This window comes from Archangium sp., from assembly GCF_036277355.1.
Classification (GTDB): Bacteria; Myxococcota; Myxococcia; order Myxococcales; family Myxococcaceae; genus Archangium.
Map to the genome: position 1 here is coordinate 45,086 of NZ_DASUNC010000037.1, position 17,471 is coordinate 62,556.

General features: G+C 70.0%; 19 protein-coding genes. 14 read left to right on the top strand and 5 right to left on the bottom strand.

Annotated elements, in window-relative coordinates; translation table 11 throughout:
• Positions 1-4: 4 nt before the first annotated feature.
• The 5 genes from VFZ09_RS09125 to VFZ09_RS09145 all read left to right on the top strand — a co-directional run bounded on the left by VFZ09_RS09125 (position 5) and on the right by VFZ09_RS09145 (position 5,447).
• Complete coding sequence (locus VFZ09_RS09125; protein WP_329727120.1) at positions 5-1,513, top strand: AMIN domain-containing protein; 1,509 nt, start codon at positions 5-7, stop codon at positions 1,511-1,513.
• 410 nt (positions 1,514-1,923) lie between these two features.
• A complete protein-coding gene (locus VFZ09_RS09130; RefSeq protein WP_047862667.1) occupies positions 1,924-2,274 on the top strand; it encodes a helix-turn-helix domain-containing protein in 351 nt (116 codons plus the stop codon).
• Positions 2,275-2,362: 88 nt separating this feature from the next.
• A complete protein-coding gene (locus VFZ09_RS09135) occupies positions 2,363-3,907 on the top strand; it encodes a hypothetical protein (RefSeq protein WP_329727121.1) in 1,545 nt (514 codons plus the stop codon).
• Between the two features lie 95 nt (positions 3,908-4,002).
• Positions 4,003-4,716, top strand: a complete 714-nt coding sequence (locus tag VFZ09_RS09140) for a TetR/AcrR family transcriptional regulator (protein ID WP_329727122.1) — start codon at positions 4,003-4,005, stop codon at positions 4,714-4,716.
• Positions 4,659-5,447: an enoyl-CoA hydratase/isomerase family protein gene (locus VFZ09_RS09145; RefSeq protein ID WP_329727123.1), complete on the top strand. Its 789-nt coding sequence runs from the start codon at positions 4,659-4,661 to the stop codon at positions 5,445-5,447. The genes VFZ09_RS09140 and VFZ09_RS09145 overlap by 58 nt, the downstream gene beginning before the upstream one ends.
• Positions 5,448-5,454: 7 nt before the next feature.
• Here VFZ09_RS09145 and VFZ09_RS09150 read toward each other — a convergent pair whose 3' ends face one another.
• Positions 5,455-6,366 carry a M23 family metallopeptidase gene (locus VFZ09_RS09150; RefSeq protein WP_329727124.1) on the bottom strand — a complete coding sequence of 304 codons (912 nt, stop codon included), beginning with the start codon at positions 6,364-6,366 and terminating at the stop codon, positions 5,455-5,457.
• Between the two features lie 238 nt (positions 6,367-6,604).
• On the opposite strand from VFZ09_RS09150, the gene VFZ09_RS09155 reads away from it, so the two are divergent.
• From VFZ09_RS09155 to VFZ09_RS09190, 8 genes are all read left to right on the top strand, one after another.
• Positions 6,605-7,069 (top strand): hypothetical protein, encoded by a 465-nt coding sequence (locus tag VFZ09_RS09155; RefSeq protein ID WP_329727125.1) that lies wholly within the window; start codon positions 6,605-6,607, stop codon positions 7,067-7,069.
• A 21-nt stretch (positions 7,070-7,090) separates the two neighbouring features.
• Positions 7,091-7,855: an endonuclease/exonuclease/phosphatase family protein gene (locus tag VFZ09_RS09160; protein ID WP_329727126.1), complete on the top strand. Its 765-nt coding sequence runs from the start codon at positions 7,091-7,093 to the stop codon at positions 7,853-7,855.
• A gap of 132 nt (positions 7,856-7,987) precedes the next feature.
• A complete protein-coding gene (locus tag VFZ09_RS09165; protein ID WP_329727202.1) occupies positions 7,988-8,437 on the top strand; it encodes a phage holin family protein in 450 nt (149 codons plus the stop codon).
• A complete protein-coding gene (locus VFZ09_RS09170; RefSeq protein WP_329727127.1) occupies positions 8,427-8,648 on the top strand; it encodes a DUF3618 domain-containing protein in 222 nt (73 codons plus the stop codon). Before VFZ09_RS09165 ends, VFZ09_RS09170 begins: the two co-directional genes overlap by 11 nt.
• Positions 8,649-8,702: 54 nt before the next feature.
• The gene (locus tag VFZ09_RS09175; protein WP_329727128.1) at positions 8,703-8,903 is read left to right on the top strand and encodes a hypothetical protein; all 201 of its coding nucleotides are present in this window, start codon (positions 8,703-8,705) and stop codon (positions 8,901-8,903) included.
• A 37-nt stretch (positions 8,904-8,940) separates the two neighbouring features.
• The gene (locus tag VFZ09_RS09180; RefSeq protein WP_329727129.1) at positions 8,941-9,378 is read left to right on the top strand and encodes a hypothetical protein; all 438 of its coding nucleotides are present in this window, start codon (positions 8,941-8,943) and stop codon (positions 9,376-9,378) included.
• A gap of 40 nt (positions 9,379-9,418) precedes the next feature.
• A complete protein-coding gene (locus VFZ09_RS09185) occupies positions 9,419-9,691 on the top strand; it encodes a YtxH domain-containing protein (RefSeq protein ID WP_329727130.1) in 273 nt (90 codons plus the stop codon).
• A 119-nt stretch (positions 9,692-9,810) separates the two neighbouring features.
• Entirely contained in the window at positions 9,811-11,064 is a 1,254-nt protein-coding gene (locus VFZ09_RS09190; RefSeq protein ID WP_329727131.1) for a hypothetical protein, read from the top strand.
• Between the two features lie 12 nt (positions 11,065-11,076).
• On the opposite strand, the gene VFZ09_RS09195 is transcribed toward VFZ09_RS09190, so the two are convergent.
• Positions 11,077-11,955 (bottom strand): hypothetical protein, encoded by an 879-nt coding sequence (locus VFZ09_RS09195; protein WP_329727132.1) that lies wholly within the window; start codon positions 11,953-11,955, stop codon positions 11,077-11,079.
• 112 nt (positions 11,956-12,067) lie between these two features.
• Here VFZ09_RS09195 and VFZ09_RS09200 point away from each other — a divergent pair, with 112 nt between their 5' ends.
• On the top strand, positions 12,068-14,641 hold the full coding sequence (locus VFZ09_RS09200; RefSeq protein WP_329727133.1) for an adenylate/guanylate cyclase domain-containing protein: 2,574 nt from the start codon (positions 12,068-12,070) through the stop codon (positions 14,639-14,641).
• A gap of 12 nt (positions 14,642-14,653) precedes the next feature.
• Here VFZ09_RS09200 and VFZ09_RS09205 read toward each other — a convergent pair whose 3' ends face one another.
• The 3 genes from VFZ09_RS09205 to VFZ09_RS09215 all read right to left on the bottom strand — a co-directional run bounded on the left by VFZ09_RS09205 (position 14,654) and on the right by VFZ09_RS09215 (position 17,469).
• Positions 14,654-15,010, bottom strand: coding sequence for a (2Fe-2S) ferredoxin domain-containing protein (locus VFZ09_RS09205; RefSeq protein ID WP_329727134.1), 357 nt, complete (start codon positions 15,008-15,010; stop codon positions 14,654-14,656).
• A 201-nt stretch (positions 15,011-15,211) separates the two neighbouring features.
• A complete protein-coding gene (locus tag VFZ09_RS09210; protein WP_329727135.1) occupies positions 15,212-15,973 on the bottom strand; it encodes an NADH-quinone oxidoreductase subunit I in 762 nt (253 codons plus the stop codon).
• Positions 15,974-15,990: 17 nt separating this feature from the next.
• Positions 15,991-17,469, bottom strand: coding sequence for a complex I subunit 1 family protein (locus VFZ09_RS09215; RefSeq protein WP_329727136.1), 1,479 nt, complete (start codon positions 17,467-17,469; stop codon positions 15,991-15,993).
• Positions 17,470-17,471 lie beyond the last annotated feature (2 nt).

Sequence of the window (17,471 nt, forward strand, 5' to 3'; positions counted from 1 at the left end):
GCCGATGAAGGCCATCCTGGTTGCGTTGCTTGCCTGCGTGATGGTGCCAGCCCTGGCTCTGGCGCAGGAGGGGCAGGCCCCGGGCAATCTCAACACCATCACGGCCGTCAACGTGACGGGCGGCCGGGTGGAGATCGTGGGCACCCGGAAGCCCAACTTCACCACCTTCACGATGACGGATCCGCCCCGGCTCGTCATCGACATCTCCGAGGCCGTCTTCTCCGGCGTGAAGGAGGAGCTCGCCGTCGGCAATGGCACCATCACCGGCATCCGCACGGCCAGCTACGGCTCGGACGAGTCGTCGATCGCCCGGGTGCTCATCGGCTACGAGCGGGAGGTGGAGACGGACATCCAGGCCGCCGGCAATTCATTGGTGGTGACCATCGCGGGCGGTGGGGGCGCGGCCGTGGCGGAGCGGCCTGGCGCCGCCCAGGGCACGGCTCCGGCGGGCACGGCTCCGGCGGGCACGGCTCCGGCGGCGGCGGCCACCCCGCCCGGTACCACCGCGGAGCAGGCGGCCGTGGCGGCGCGGACGGACCGGCAGCAGCAGGAGAAGGCCGCGGCCCAGGCGACCGCGGCGGCCCAGGCGGACCCGCGGCAGCAGGAGAAGGCCGTGGCCCAGGCGACCGCGGCGGCCCAGACGGACCGGCAGCAGCAGGAGAAGGCCGCGGCCCAGGCGACCGCGGCGGCCCAGGCGGATGCCGAGGCCCGGCGGCAGGCCGAGGCCCGGGCGGTGGCCGATCGCAAGGCGCAGGAGGAGGCCGCGCGGGTGGCGGCCCAGCAGGCCAAGGAGGCCGAGCAGCGGCGTCTCCAGGAGGAGCGTGCGGCGAAGGAAGCCGCCGCGGTCGCGGAGAAGCAGCGCCAGCAGGACGAGGCCCGCGCCGCCGCCGCGGAGAAGCAGCGCCAGCAGGCCGACGAGAAGGCTCGCCGCGAGGCGGAGGCCCAGGCCGCGGCCACCGAGAAGAAGCGCCAGCAGGACGAGGCCCGCGCCGCCGCCGAGGAGAAGAAGCGCCAGGCCGCCGAGGAGCGGGAGGCGAAGCTCGAGGAGGCTCGCGCCGCCGCCGAGGAGCGCCGCGCCGCCGCCGAGGAGAAGAAGCGCCAGCAGGCCGAGGCGCGCCAGACTCGCGTTGCCCAGGCCGAGACGCCGCGCCGGGAGCCCGAGCAGGGTGACAGCGCGGGCGGCTCCTCGCGCAGCAAGGTCATGACGCTGGTGGGCTTCCAGCCGGCTCGCGCGCGCGTCTTCGTGCGCACCAACGAGCCCGTCCGCTACAACGTCACCGAGGGCAACAAGGAAGTGGTGCTGGAGCTGGAGAACACCCGCATCTCCGAGTCCAACAACACCCGCTCGCTCAACACCTCCTTCTTCGACACGGCGGTGGCCTCCGTGAATGCCGATGCGGGTCCCTCCCGCACCGTCCGGGTCGCCATCAAGCTCAAGGAGCAGGTCTCGTTCGAGACGCGCCAGGAGGGCAACGAGGTCTTCATCGAGTTCCAGCGCCCCTCCCGCCGCTGACGCACGCGGCGCCAGCCGTCCCGGGACGTAAGGCTTTTCCCTCATGCGGCCGAGTGTCAGCTCGGCTGCCCCCATTCCAGACTGAATATTTTTCCTGGAAGTGCTCGCTCACACGGATGCCCACCGGCCGCACGGCCGATGACGTACCACGCGTGTGAACGAGGGGCTCGGCTTTGGACTCGGGATGCGATACGAGACCGTCACACCGCCACAAGCTCGCGGCGTGTCCTCCCTCCGTTTTTCGTAGGGGCGGCAGGACTCGACAAGGGGGCGAGCGGGCCTGGACTTCGGAGTGAACCTCACGGTTACGGAGCTCGGGGCGTTCGGAACCGGGAGGCAGGAATCCTGGTCGCGTGTGCGTGGTTCTTCACTCCCTGACTGGATTCCCCCTGAGGAGGACGAGGTCTTTCGTGTCGGAACTCGGCAAACGTATCGGACAGCGTATTCGTGAACTTCGCACCCAGCGCCCGGAGCGTTGGACGCAGGAGGAGCTCGCGGAGCGGGCGCAAATCAGCGTCTCCTTCCTCTCGATGATCGAGCGGGGAGAGCGCGTTGCGCATGTGGAAACCCTTGCCGCCCTGGCCTTGGCCCTGGGCGTGAGCCTGGGCGAGCTCTTCGCGGGAACGGAGGAGACACCGGCGCAGACGGAGGATTTGCTGCGGCCGTTGTCGGACTTCGCTCGCGCGAGGGGCCTGACAGCCCGGGATGTCGACCGCCTGCTGGGCGTGGCCCGGGCCATGTTCAGCGGCTCCGCGGCCTGACCCAGGCAGCCCTGAAAAGGCCGCTGTCCTTGACTGGACGCATCTGAGACCGGGAAGATGGAAGTCCTCTTCTAAGGAGTCTTCTCAGATGCGTCTGGGTCTCGCCGTGTGGATGGCGATCGCGAGTGGAGTGCTTGCGGCATGCCAGCCCTCCCTCCCGGCCACGCTGGAGTTCGTGGATCAATCTCCCCTTCAGCCCAAGCTGGGGGAAATCACCACTTTGCGCTTTCGCGCCATCGACTCTCGTGGTCAGCCGCAGCCGGGCGTGCGCATCGTCTTCGAGACGCAGGCGCCCGTCTCCGGTGTCGAAATCAACCCCCCGGAGGCCACCACGGACGTGGGCACCGGCATTGCCTCCACCCAGGTGGTGGCCAAGGGCGGCCGTGTCTCCTCCGTGGTGGTGATCGCCCGGGTGGAGGACCTGATGGTGACCAGCCCCGCGGTCACCTTCGCCGGCTCCTCCTCCAACTCCCGCCAGTTCACGTTCCAGTGCGGCTCCGTCTCCGGTGATGGCTCCGGTGGTGTGCACGCCATTGGCGCCTACGATGAGACGCGTCACCTCATCGCGGGTGTGAAGCTGAACTGCATCGCCCACGTGGCCGACCGCAACGGCGATGGTATCGCCGGGGCGCAGGTGTCCTTCCTCACCGAGGCCGGCACCATCGGCCCCAGCGCCACCAGCGTCACCGACGTGGTGGGCAATGCCCAGGTCCTCTACAAGACCTCGCTGCCCATGCCCGACGACGTGACCCCGGGCACCTTCTCCTGGAATCCGCTCAACGACGAGACCCACACCGGCGAGTACATCGCGCCGCTGTGGATGCACCCGTTCATGTGGCAGGACGATCCCATCGCCGGCTACCTCGCGGAGCCCACCCTCCAGGAGCCGCGCCGGCAGGATCCCGTCCGTCCGGGCAAGGAGAACAACCCCCGCGACAACCTGGTGAGCATGATCGCCGTCACCTCGGGCGAGGAAGCCTTCGACGACAACAACAACAACGGCGTGCGCGACGCGGACGAGCCCTTCGTGGACCTGACCGAGCCCTTCGTCGACAACAACGACAACGGCACCTGGGATGCCAAGGAGCGCTACGTCGACGCCAACGGCAATGGCAAGTGGGACGGGAAGAACGGCAAGTACGATTCCATCACGCTCATCTGGGTGCAGGAGCGCATCCTCTGGACGGGCTGGCCGCACGAGCTGGACCGCGCCATCAACTCGCGCAATCCCAAGGCCGTGGTGCGCCAGCTCGTTCCGGCGCCGAGTGGCACCCCGCCCCGGAACGTGCGGAACATGCTGAAGTTCGACGCGTACGTCGCCTCGTTCCTGCTGGCGGATCCCTGGTTCAACAGCATCGCCCGCAACGCGGAGTCGGACGGCTGCGAGAATGGCTCGGTGGGGCCCGTGAAGGTGTCCACGTTCCTCTCGGGCAAGGCCTTCACCTACCCGGCCTACACGCTCATGACGTACTCGGTGGAGGACGTGCGCGATCCCGCCGCCAACCCTCCGGCGCCGGACTACCCGCGGCCCATCGCCTACTCGGTGAGCGCGCCCTGCCGGTTCACCGCCTCGCCGGAGGAGGGTCACGAGGCCCTCGTGTTCGCTCCCATCGTCGAGGGCACCATCCAGTAGTCAGAGGCCCGGCAAGGGCATTGACCCCGGGCCCCTGCATCCGTAGCGTCCTCCCCGGCTGATTGGCGAATCAACGGGCCGGGGAGAGACACCGCGTGAGTCAGCGGCAGAGCAAGTCGGAGGCGGCAGGGAACCGGGAGAGTGAGCGCCGCCGCACCATCCTGCGCGCGGCGATCGACGTGTTCGCGCGCAAGGGCTACCACGGGTGCCGCATCGCGGACGTGGCGCGAGAGGCGGGCGTGGCCTACGGGCTCGTCTACCACTACTTCAAGAACAAGGACGAGCTGCTGGAGACCGTCGTGGAGACGGGGTGGAGCGGCTTCGTCTCGCGCATGCGCGCGGTGGCGGAGGAGGAGAGCACCTCGCTCGAGGAGAAGGTGCGCGGCATCGCGGACGTGGCCTTCGAGGCCTACCGGGTGGACCCGCGCGCGGTGAAGGTGCTCATCCTCGAGGTGGCCCGCAGCCCCGCGGGCACCCAGGTCGTCAGCCGTCAGCAGGCCTACCTCGACACCATCCGCATGGCCGCGGACATGTTCGCGCGCGCCCAGTCCACCGGCGAGCTGCGCGCGGACCTGGACCCGATGCTGTGCGCCTCGCTCCTCTTCGGCGCCATCGAGCTGGGCCTCACCGCCTTCGTGTCCGGCCTGATGGAGGACCGTGGCCCCGAGGCGCTGGAGCGCGCCAAGCTGCAGATCGCCGAGTCCTTCCTTCGCGGCGTCCTTCCCGGCGCCGCCACTCCCGCGGAGGCGTCATGGAAGCAGGAGAAGGTGTCGTCCGGTACCAGGCCCAAGGCGGGCAAGCGCTCCTGACCATCGATCGGCCGAAGGCGCGCAACGCGCTCTCGCCCGAGGTGCTGCGGGAGTTGATGGCCGCGTTGGATCGCGCCGAGGCGGATGCCGCCGTGCGCGTGGTGGTGCTCACCGGCGCGGGAGAGAAGGTGTTCTGCGCGGGAGGAGACCTCGGGCAGATGGGCGGGGAGGGGGGTTTTCTGGCCTCCCACGAGGGCCGCCGCGCCTATGGCCGGTTGCTGCTGCGGCTGCAGGACGTGCGCAAGCCCACGGTGGCACGCGTCAACGGGCATGCGCTCGCGGGCGGGTTGGGCCTGGTGCTCGCGTGTGACCTGGCCGTGGCCGCCGAGCACGCCGAGCTGGGCACGCCGGAGATCGACGTGGGGCTCTTCCCCATGATGATGATGGCGCTGCTGCAGCGGCACGTGGGCCGCAAGCGGGCGCTGGAGATGGTGCTGACGGGCGAGCGGATGGCGGCGCGCGAGGCGCTCGCGCTGGGGCTGCTCAACCGGGTGGTGTCCGCGGCGGAGCTGGACACGGCGGTGACGGGGCTCGCCGGGAAGCTGGCCGGCAAGAGCCAGGCGGTGTTGGCGCTCGGACGCCGGGCCTTCTTCACCGCCGAGGACATGCCGCTGCCGGCCGCGCTGGAGTACCTGTCCTCGCAGCTGTCCCTCAACGTGCTGACCGAGGACGCCGCCGAGGGGGTCACCGCCTTCATCGAGAAGCGGCCCCCGAAGTGGAAAGATCGCTGAAGGACCGCTACTCCTTGTCGCGCTGGGTGACGGCGGGGGCGGGCTCGCCGGTGAAGTCGAGCTTGAGCAGCGTCTCGCCGTCCACCCACATGTCATCCACCTTCACGCCCCAGTGGAGGTGGGGGCCGGTGACGCGGCCGGTGGCGCCCACCTTGCCGAGCAGCTGGCCGCGCTCCACGCGATCGCCGTCCTTCACGTCCGTGGCGGACAGGTGGAAGTAGGCCGTGTAGAGGCCCGCGCCGTGGTGCACGAGCACCGTGTTGCCCGAGGCGTACGCATCCCGCGACATCACCACCGTGCCCGCGTTGGCCGCGTACACGGGCGTGCCGGTGGCACCGCGGATGTCCGTGCCGTAGTGCTGGCTCTGCTTCTTGCCGTTGTAGGTGCGCAGATCGCCATAGGGCGCGGTGATGGTGTCCTGGCGCGGCCAGGCGAAGTTGTCCTGGAAGAGAGGCGCGGCGAAGGGTTGCGCGAAGGCGGCGGCGAAGGCGGCCTTGTCCGCCTCCATGCGCGCCTGCACCTCGGGCTCGGGCTTCTTCACGGTGAACTTGTTGGCCACCTTCAGCGTGCGCGAGGGCCAGCCCGCGGCCACCACGTCCAGCGTGCCCGTGAGCTCCGTGGGCGTGACGAGCCCCTGGGCGGGCACGGACACCTTCACCGGCACCGGTCCCGGCGTCAGCTCCACCGGAAGGCCGGTGAGGGCCTGGAACCCCTCGCGCGTCGGATAGAAGCGCAGGGGGCGCTCTCCGAGCGTCCCGGTGGGAACCTGGGTGAGGCCCCGCACGGTGACGAGCACCGGATCTCCCGGACGGGCGGCGGCGGGCTGAAGGGAGAGAAGGGGACGCTCCTCGGCGGCGAGAGCGGACAGTCCGAGGGCCAGCAGGAGGAACGGAAGCCTTCTGAGCGGGGCGGTGTGCACGGGGGCGAGATATGCGTGCGGAAGGGGAGGGCGTCAACGAATGCCGGCAGCGACAACCCCCCGAATGTCCGCCGCGTGGCTGTCAGCGCCACCTGCCGGAGGAAGGAGGGGCGCATGCTCCGTCCTTCGAGGAGCAGGCGGACGAGCGGGCCCATGTGAGCCTCGAAGTTCCCTCTGCTCGCATGGCTCCCTAGCTTGCGCGTCATCCGTTTTCTGTTTCTGAGGGGGAGATAATCGGATGCCGCGCAACTTCCGTTTCGAGCACTTCAACGCACCCAAGACGTCGACTCCGGCCCGTGGGGTGCGCCGCCGGGACAAGCAGGCCCTGTCCGCGCGGCATGCGGTGGAGCGCCGATCCGACAAGGAGATCCACTACGGCCGCAGCCATGCGGAGACGGAGGAGATGTTCCAGGTACGCGCGATGAACGCGCAGCTCGAGGCGCTGGCGGGGCTGTCGGCCAACGCGCCGGTGAAGCCCTCCGCCACCAACCGGGGCCAGCCCATCGGCGCGCTGCCGGTGTCCGAGGAGCCGACGATGGTTTCGCGCGCGGCGCTCCGGGACGTGCTCGACGAGGCCCTGCGCCAGTTCCGCGCCCTCCAGTCGGGCATCCAGGACGCCACCCGGGCCACGGGGCGGCTGCTGTCGCTGCCCATGGAAGCGGCCCGTCTCGCCGCGCAGCGCATGCGGCTCGTGCAGGGCTAGTCGCCCGGGAACAGGCCACACGTGGAGCTGACGCTCGTCTCCTACAACATCCACAGCGGCATCGGGACGGATGGCCAGTTCGATCTGAACCGCGTGGGGGACGTGCTGCGGGAGATCAACGCGGACGTCATCGCCCTGCAGGAAGTGGGGGACTACCGGGGCGTGACGTCGCGCGAGGATCAGCCCGAGCACCTGGCGGATCTGCTCGGGCTGCACATGGCCTTCGGGCCCAACGTGGTGCGCAACGGCCGCCGCTACGGCAACGCCATCCTCTCGCGGCTGCCCATCCTCAAGTCGAAGAACTACGACCTGAGCGTGCCCCGCCGCGAGCCCCGGGGCGCCCTGCGCTGTGACCTGGACCTGGGCAATGGCCGGCAGCTCCACCTCTTCTGCCTGCACCTGGGCCTGAGCATGAGCGAGCGCCGCCGTCAGGAGGCGCTGTTGCTGTCCGCCGACATCCTCCGCGACGCCGTGCGGAATGATCCGGTCGTCGTGTGTGGAGACTTCAACTATTGGGGCCCCGGTGCGGTGCCCGGGCTGGTGCGCCAGGCCATCCACGACGTGGCCCTGGAGCTGGGCATCCGGGTGCGCACCTACCACTCCCGCCTCCCGATGCTGCGTTTGGATCGCATCTACGTGGACGCGGGCGTGAAGCCGCTGTCGCTCCAGGCCCACCGCACCCCGCTCTCGGCGGTGGCCTCGGATCACCTGCCCCTGGTGATGCGCTTCGAGGCGCCCCTGGAGGCCCGGCCCCCCCTCTCGGCACCGGTGGAGCTCATCGGCTAGCCTGGGGCCTCCGGTCCGTCCGATGGCCGACGCTGACGAACGCCGGACAGATTCCTCCGTGGCGGGGTTGTCGCGGAGAAAGGGAGGATCCTACGTTGGGACCTCCGAATGAGAGCGACGGCTGGGGAGCAGATGGGCTTGGGCACCGAACAGACGGAGCGCGGATTGAGCGCGCTCCTCGGGCGCTTGACGGATGGTTTCAGCAAACTGGTGACTCAGCACCTCACGCTGGCGCGCGTGGAGTTGATGGAGGACGCGCGCGTCATGGGCACGGACGTGGCGCGTATCGCCGCCTTCGTGCCCTTCGTGCTGGTGGGCTACTGCTTCCTGTGCGCGGCGCTGTCCGCCTTCCTGGCCCGGTGGATCGGCTGGGACGGCGCGCTCGCGCTGGTGGGCGCCGTCAACCTCGTGGGCGGAGGAATGGGAATCGCGCGAGCCGCCTCGCGGCTCAAGTCCTTCCGGCTCATGGACGACACCGCCGAGGAGCTCAACCGCAGTGTGACGGCGCTCGCGCAGACGCCGGTTCCGGTGCCGGCCGTCCAGCCCGCGACCCTTCCCCCGGAGGCCGGCCATGGCCGCTGACGGCAAGGCGCGTGTCGTGCCCCAGACGGCCGAGCAGATCCGCGCGGAGATCGAACGCACCCGCGCCGAGCTGGCCCTGTCCGTGGGCGAGCTGCGCCAGGAGGTGGCGCGGCGCACGGACTGGCGCCAGTGGGTGCGAGAGCGGCCCTACACGTGCCTGGGGGCGGCTTTCTTCGTCGGCTTCCTCATCGGCAATAGCCAAAGGCGCTGAGACGCCCCATCTTCGCCACCACCCTTCCCAACACCCCGAGAGGAGACGGTTTCCATGGACGTCAACCCGCAGCAGATTCAGGACAAGGCCCGCCAGCTCCAGGAGAACCTCCTGCCGCAGATCGACGAGGCGCGGCGCAACCTGGAGGATGTGAACACGCGCGTGGTGAGCTTCATCCGCGCCAACCCGGGCACCTGTCTGCTGGGCGCCGTGGCCGTGGGCTTCATCATCGGCCGCATCGCCTCGCGCCGCTGAGCCCGTCACCGATTTCTCGACGCATCGGAGTTCCTACATGACGACCTTCCAGAGCAACCCGGGCAATGGCGGCCCGTCTTCCAACGGCAGCCAGGCACAGGGCAATCAGGGGCAGGACGGCTTCGGCCATCGGGTGGACCGGATCGGCTCGGACGCGCAGCAGCTGTGGGACGACGCGCGCGGCGCGGTGACGGATCTGCAGGACACGTTGGACCTCAAGGGCCGCGTGGATCGCAATCCGTACCTGATGATGGCCGCGGCGCTCGGCGTGGGCTACGTGCTCGGCGGCGGGCTCTTCACGCGCACCACGGGCCGGCTGCTGCGGCTGGGCGTGCGGCTGGCGGCGCTGCCCATGGTCAAGGACGAGCTCATCGGCATGGCCGAGGCGGCGCTGCGCGGCGTCGAGACGGGGGCCCGCATGGCCGGGACCGGCAACGCCGGTGGTTCGGACCGCCCCCAGGGTTCCCAGGTGTGATTGACTTGCCTTCCCACCCGCCGCACATGGAGTGCCCGCGATGTTCAGCGCCAAGGATCTGAAGAAGATGGACAGAGACGATCTGCTCGAGCTGATCGGCCTCGAGACGAAGAAGGGCCCCACGGACTGGCTGTTGCCCGCGCTGGGCGCCTTCTCCGTGGGCATGCTGGTGGGCGCGGGCCTCGGCCTGCTGATGGCGCCCAAGCCCGGTGCCGAGCTGCGCGATGACCTGCGCAACCGGCTGCAGGGCGGGGACACGCTGTCCAACGGCACGGGCCAGCAGCGCCCCGAGTCCGTGTCCCGCGGCGCCTGAGTCCGCTGTCCGTGCTCCGCCCGGGAATCCGGGCGGCCGTCGAGGGGCGATCCGCTCAACCGGGTCGCCCCTTCGACTTTCCAGGCGGTACACTCCAAGTCCATGCGGGAGCTCGCGGCGTGACGTCGAGGAAGGAACGCAAGCCGGCCAGCGGCAAGGGCCGGGCAGGCAAGGGCGCCTCCGGTTCGGAGCCGAAGGTGGAGGCCCCCGCTCGGGCGCGGGGTGCGGTGAAGCGCGAGGTCTCGCCGCTGCGCCGCGACACGCCGAGGGAAATGGCCGCCATCGATGGGGCGTGGGAGGAGGGGAGTCCGCTCCCCGTACCCGTGCGGCCCCGGCGGCCCGCGGCGGCGCAGGAGCTTCCGCCCAGGCGCGTGTCCTCGCCGCGCCGGGATACGCCTCGCGATCTGCCCGCGGTGGGTGGCGAGGGAGAGACGCCCGTGGCTCGCGCCGGGAGCGTGCCGGGAGCGCCCTCGGCGTCGGCGGAGGCCGTGACGCGCGGGGCCCTGGCCCGGGTGCGTGGCATGGAGACGCTGGAGCCCGCCTATGACGCGTGGCTCGAGCTGCGGCTGGCGTACGGCACCGCGCGGTTGCGCTTCCAGGAGGAGCGCGAGCGGTTGGATCAGCAGGGCTCCTTCCTGGTGGGCGCGGTGCGCGCGGCGAGTCAGGAGCGGGCCGTTTCGGCGGAACCGGCTCCGGCGGAGGAGTCGGCGCTCACCTCCGGAGATGCGCCCATGCGGGACTTCCTGCGCCAGGCCGAGGAGAAGCTGGCGCGGGCACGCGAGGCGCTCGCGAAGGAGGAGTCCGAGAGCGAGGCGCGCTTCCAGGCGGCCTTCGAGGAGATCCGCTCCACCGTGAAGGACCGGGTGCGGCGGTATCTGGCCGGCTCGCCTCCGCGCTTGAAGCTGCTGCTGCGCAAGGTGGGCGCCACGCGCGTCATCCTCCACGTGGAGCGGGTGGGCGGGGATGTTCCCGTGCTGTTGCTGTACCTCTTCGCCGGGCGCATTCCCTCTCGCCACGGGTTCCTCTTCGACGACTCCACCGAGGACGTGTCGCTCCCGCCCGCGCCGCTCTACCCGGAAGAGGGCGTGGCTCCGGCGGAGGTGCGCCCGGAGGCTCCGGCATTGGTGGCCCGCGTGCGTGCGCCGGGCGAGGTGCTGCCCGTGAAGGGATTCCTGCCCGTCTTCGTCCCGCGCCCCGAGGGCGGCGAGGACTTCTTCCGCCTGCTGCAGCGCGGACCGGTGATGGAAGTGGAGGTGGCCGAGGGCCCGGGCTTCCGCGGTGTCCTCACGCGCGAGGAGTCCGAGCGTTTCGCGGGCCACCTGCTGCGCCTCAAGCTCGAGGGCAGGCTCGAGCTCGAGGTGGAGGCGGGGTAGGAACCCGGGCGGCTACTCGAGGGTGTGCACCAGACCGATGTCGGCGGTGCCCACCAGCAGCGTGCTACCAGTGAACAGGTTGTCGGACTGCGGGCCGCCGAGCTGCGCCGTCTGGAAGATGACGAGGTAGTTGCTGTCCTTCTGGGGGAAGGCGGTACCCGGGATGGAGAGGATCTCCTGCTGCCACTCGCCGGTCGCCGTCACGAGTTGCAGGAAGTCCAGCGGCTCCTTCGGCATGTTGGTGTAGGTGATCGCACCCTTTCGACCTTCCATGTCGAGTGGGACCACGGTGACGAAGCCGAGCGTCAGTGGCTTGCCTCCACTCTCCGTGGGCCGCCTCAGCGTGAGGCTCTGGTTGGCCGCGTGCCGGACGTAGCCCCCGGCCGGGTGGAGCGCTTCAATCCGCTCCAGAGCCGGCGCGTCCTTCACCTGGCCCACGTGCGAGTTGCCGCCGTGCACGGCGACGAAGTTGTAGGTGGCACCATTCACATACTTCACACCCGCATCGTCGCCATAGTCGCTCTTCAGGCTGTACATGCCCGTGTCCTCACCCTGCTTTTCGAGGGCGAGCGAGCCCCCGTTCTGGATCTCGATGCGGACGGTGGCATCGGAGAGTGGCTCGGGGGTGCCTTGCTCGCCGTCGCGCGTGGCGAAGAAGACGAAGGCCTCTGTCTGGCCCGGGATGGTGATCCGCTCCTCGCCCGGGGGGATGCCGCCGTCGGGCAGCGTGCCGGCGTCGAGCCCGGACATGGCGACCAGCGACACGTCCACATCCGGTGTGGACAGGAGGGTGCCCACCATCACCTTCTCGGCCAGGAGCTGGTCGAAGTTGCAGGCAAGGGGGGCGACCAGGAGAGCGGTCACGGCGGCGGACAGCAGGATGCGTTTCATATGCGTCTTTCCAGAAGGGCAGGCCGCCCAGATGGACGGCCCGGCGAGCGAGCATATCAGGGCCACGGGAGGGCTGGGGATGGGGGCCGAACGCGGTATGGTGCCTGCTCCCGTGCGAAGCCTTCCCATCTACTCGGCCGGTCTCCGCTTCCTGCAGCGGCTCGGCTACTCGCTCCTGCAGGCCACGCTCTTCGGCGCCATCCTGGGGCTGCTCGTCTTCTATCGCGTCCCCCGTGCCCTGCTGTCCGAGGACGCCACCCCCATCGCGCTGCTGGCGCGGCCCTCGGCGTGGCTGCAGTCGTGGGAGCGCGCCACCTACGACTGGCGCGCGCGCTCACTGGGAGGCCGCTCCTCACGCTCGGATCGCGTGGTGGTGGTGGCGCTCGATGACGAGACGCTCGCCGAGGCCCGCCAGGACGAGCACCCCGGCATCGCCTCCAACCCGTGGCCCCGCGAGATTCTGGGCGGCCTGTCCAACCGGCTCGTCGACGAGGGCGCGGAGCTGGTGCTGCTCGACTTCCCCTTCACCGAGCGCAGTCCACGCGCCTGCCTCGCCCAGGGCACGCCCGCTCTGGAGGGGCTGGACGACGACCAGGCCTTCCGCAAGCTGTTGGATCGCTACCCGGAGAAATCGCTGCTGGCCTTCTCCTGGTCGCTGGACCGGGGCATCCCCGCGGGCAGCCGGCTGTGGCCGTACCGCGTGCGTCTGGGCACCTACCCGAACGAGGCCGAGGCCCGGGGCCGGGTGCAGAAGGTGTTGTCGGATCAGCGGCCGGCCTACCTCATCCCCGCGGGCAACGCGCTGGAGGTGTGGGCGGGCGTGGCCAGCGAGCAGGAGGGCCAGCGGGTCGCGCTGGAGCAGGGCGTGCGCGAGCCACCGAAGGTGCAGGAGCGCCGGGTGACGGACGACACGCACCGCGTGGGCCCGCTCGAGCTCTTCGTGTCGCTGGCCGAGGTGCAGGTGGAGGGGTTGGACGTGGCGCAGCTGGAGGAGGTGCGGCAGCTGGAGCACCCGGTGGCGCCGCTGCTCGGCACGGCGAGCCTGTACGGCTCCAGCACCGTGTTGCCCGAGCCGGATGGCGTGGTGCGGGCCGTGCCCCACCTGGTCAGCTACCGCTCGCGCGAGGGCACCCGGCACGTGTTGCCCTCCCTGCCGTTGATGGCGGCGATGCGCCTGGCGAACACGCGCCAGCTGCGTTACGCGGACGGCCGGCTGTACGTGGGGGACCGCTTCTCCATCCCCATGGACGAGTCCGGCTACAGCCTGGTGCGCTGGGATGCGGCGGAAGTGGGGCGCGGCTCGCGGGGCTCGGTGTCGCGGGCCATTCCCGCGTGGAACGTGCTGCTCAACCTCTTCGCCGTGCGCGAGGGCGTGCCACCCCGGGCGGTGCACGACATCGAGGGCCGCCTCATCGTCTTCACCAACACCTCGCGCCAGGGGATGCACTACCAGCACACGCCCATCGGCGAGTACACGCCCGCGGGCGCGGTGCTCGCGCAGTCGCTGGTGAACCTGCTGCAGTCCGAGGGCATCACCCGCGCCACCCCGCGGATGGATCTCTTCCTGACGCTGGGGATGGCCTTCATCGGTGCCTTCGTGGCGCTCACCTTCAACCGGGGCCTGCGCTCGTCCGGCGACGTGCTGGTGTACCTGGGCGCCATGAGCGCGGTGGGCCTGCTCTACGCCTGGGGGGCCTGGCACATCTTCCTCAAGGAGCGGCTCTGGGTGGCGATGATGGGCCCGCTGCTGGCCATGGGGCTCACCTTCATCTTCACCATCGTCCAGGCCTCGCGCTCCGAGCGGCAGCTGCGCCACTTCGTCACCGACGTGCTCGGCCGCTACGTCAGCCCCGAGGTGGCGCGGCTCGTCACGCGCGACCTGCGCCTGCTGACGCGGCCCGAGCGCCGCGAGGTGACGGTCTTCTTCTGTGACCTGGTCGGCTTCTCGCGGCTCGCCAAGGAGCTGACGCCCGAGCGCCTCATCCAGCTGCTCAACGACTACCTGACGGACGTGACGGACGTGGTGCGGGCCACGCGCGGCCAGGTGGACAAGTACATCGGCGACGCGGTGATGGCCTTCTGGGGCGCGCCCGTGCGCACCGAGCGTCATGCGCACCACGCCTGCGAGGCCGCGTTGAAGGTGCGCACGGTGCTGTCGGAGCGCCAGGAGTACTGGGACAAGACGTACGGCCAGCACCTGCAGTGCCGCATCGGCATCGACAGCGGCGAGGTGCTGGTGGGCGGCATGGGCAGCGACTTCGAGTCCAAGTACTCCGTCATGGGCGAGTCGGTGAAGCTCTCCATGTTCCTGGAGAGCCTCAACCGCGGCTACGGCACCTTCGTGCTGGTGGGGGACACCGCGGCGAAGCTGGCGCAGGACGCCTACGTCTTCCGCGAGGTGGATCGGGTGCGGCTCAAGAGCCGGGCCGAGCCCTCGCGCCTGCACGAGCTGGTGGGCCGCAAGGGTGAAATCACCCCGCAAATGCAGGAGCAGCTCGCGCTCTACGAGCAGGCGCTCACCGCGTACCACCAGCGGCGCTTCGACGAGGCGCTGGCGCTGTTCACGCAGGGTGCGGAGACGTTCCAGGATCCGGTGGCCGGCGTGTACGCCGAGCGCTGCCGCAAGTTCGCCTCGGCGGCGCCGCCCGAGGACTGGGACGGCGTGTTCGCGCTCGAGGGGAAGTGAAGGGGGGACGGACTACTCCGCCTCGTCCGGGTGGCCGAAGAGCTCGACGACGGGCTTGTCCTGCTCGATGTGCTCGGCCACCACGCGCTTCATCTTCTCCGGGGTCATGTGCGAGTAGTACACCTCGCCCTCCCAGCCCATGAGCTGGAAGTCCTCGGGGGAGAGCGGATCCCGCTTGCGTCCCGTCTCCTCGCGGATGACGACGTTGGGGCCCATGTGGCAGAAGCCGTAGCAGCCTCCGCGGTACAGCTCGCAGCGCGCCTGGAGCTTGCGGGCGGACAGCTCGTCACGGGCGGCCGCGGCCACGGAGTCGGAGCCGTTCGACTTGCAGCTCGAGCCCTTGCACACGGAGAGGCGGTAGCGCTTCATGCGTCACCCACCCTACGGCGTTTGCGAGGAGGCGGAAAGGGTCGCGCGGCCGGTGAGGGCCAGCCCCCTCGCACGCAGCGAACCGGGTTGTAGGGCTCCAATGCCGCTGCACGCGGGCCCCCCTCGAAACGGAACCGGCCCGCCGTTCCACCGCGAGCAAGCGGGGAGGGCGGGCCGGAAGCCGGCGGAGTGCCGGACGTCCTACTTGAGGAACTTCGTCACGGGCACGGGGCCCTCGTTGGACACCACGGTGGAGCGGGTGCCCGGGGTGACGTGGTCGCCGTGCGAGTGGCCCGCGGCGAGCTCGTGGCCGTGGTGCGCGCCCTCGTGGCCCTCGCCGATGCGGGTGTGGGCCTCCTTGTGCACGTGGGCCGGCTGCTCCGAGCCCGGGCGCTTGTTCCACGGGTCGGACGGGTGCGCCACGGCGGGCCCCTTGAGCAGCTTGGGGATGTCGTAGACGAAGCCCTGCCGGTTGTACTCCGGCGGAGTGTGCGTGTACGTGTCCATGCGGATGGCGTCCTTGGGGCACGCGTCCACGCACAGTCCGCACACGATGCAGCGCAGCTCGTCGATGACGAACTGGGTGGGGAACTTCTCGATGACGCGCGATTCACCCTCGGCCGCGTCCACCTCGTACTCCCCGGCCTCGATGTAGATGCACTGGGCCGGGCAGATGGTGGCGCACATGTAGCAGGCCACGCAGCGCGGCTTGCCATCCTCGCGCGGAACCAGCCGGTGCAGACCGCGGTACCCGGGAGGATAGGGGACCTTCTCCTCGGGGTACTGCACGGTGGTGACGAGGCTGGTGCCCTTGCGATCCTCGAACGGGACGCCCACCTCGCGGGTCCCGAAGAGGTTGCGCAGGAAGTGCCGCGTGGTGATGGCCAGACCCTTGATCAGCTCCGGCAGGTAGGAACGCTCGCGGATGTCGGTGCGGGGATCCTGAGTCGCCTTGTAAGCCATGGTGTCTTTCTCTCAGCCTAGTGCGAAGCCGCGGCGGCACCGGAGTGCGCACCGGAATGGGTGTCCGCGTGGGCGGCGTGGCCGTGGGCCGGCAGGCCGTGACCATGCGCGTCGTGACCGTGGGCGTCGTGACCGTGCCCGTGACCCCCGCCGTGGCCCTCCTCGGACTTGAGCGCCGAGGACGTGGTCAGGGCGATCAGCAGGCCGATCTGCAGCAGGCCGAACACCGCCAGCGCCCGCAGGGACGGATCCCACAGCACCAGCGCGCCCGTGGCGAACACGTTGAAGAGGCCGATGGGCAGGAGGATCTTCCAGCCCAGCGTCTGGATCTGATCGTAGCGGAAGCGCGGGAACGTCCAGCGGATGGCCAGCTGCAGCCACACGAAGAACATCACCTTCGCCCAGAACACGGTGCCCAGGAGGGTGCCGTACAGCCAGCCGTGCTCCTTCATCAGCGCCAGGTTGGACAGCCACTCGCCGCCGAAGGGCAGGTGGTAGCCACCGAAGAAGAGCACCACGATGAGGCCGGAGAGGACCACGATCTCCACGAACTCGGAGATCATGAAGAGGCCGAACTTCATGCCCGAGTACTCGACGAAGTAGCCGATGATCTCCGACTCACCCTCGGGCGTGTCGAAGGGGGCGCGCTTGGTCTCCGCGAAGGCCGCGGCGAAGAAGAGGAAGAAGCCCAGCGGCTGCAGCAGGAAGCCCCACGCGGGCACGCCGATGTCGAAGCCGCCCACCCGCGCTTCCCACAGGTAGCGGGCCTGGCCGACAGCGGCATTGCCCATGCCCAGCTCGTTGGCCACGTTGCCCACGAAGGCGGGCAGCTGCACCGTGGAGAAGGCCATCATCAGGCCCACCAGCGACAAGCCCAGCGCGACCTCGTAGGAGATCATCTGCGAGGCGGCGCGGACGCCACCGAGCAGGGCGAACTTGTTGTTGGAGGACCAGCCGGCCAGCGACGTGCCGTACACCGCCAGCGAGGCGATGGCGAACACGTAGAGCAGGCCGAAGTCCGGGGTGGCCACCACCATGTCCACGGTGTGGCCGAACACGGACACCGTGGGGCCGGCGGGCACCACCGCGAACAGGGCGAACACCGGCGCGAAGGCCAGCATGGGCCCCAGGTTGTAGAGCAGCTTGTTGGCCGTGGCCGGGAGGAAGTCCTCCTTGAACAGCATCTTCATGCCGTCGGCCAGGAAGTGGGGGATGCCCACCAGGGCGCTGTTCTTGATGCCCGGCAGGTTGATGCGCGCGCGGTTGGGGCCGATGCGGTTCTGCATCAGCGAGCTCCACTTGCGCTCGGCCACCGTGAGCAGGGACGCGATGCCCATCACGACGGCCACCATCAGGATGGCCAGGTTCGTCAGGCGGCTACCGCCCGGGAGGACCCCCTCCACGAGACCGCCCAGAGCATAGGCCGCCGCCATGATGCCCACGAAGTGGGCGAACATGACGCCGAACCAGAAAAGCATGGTGAGTGTGCGCTTCATTG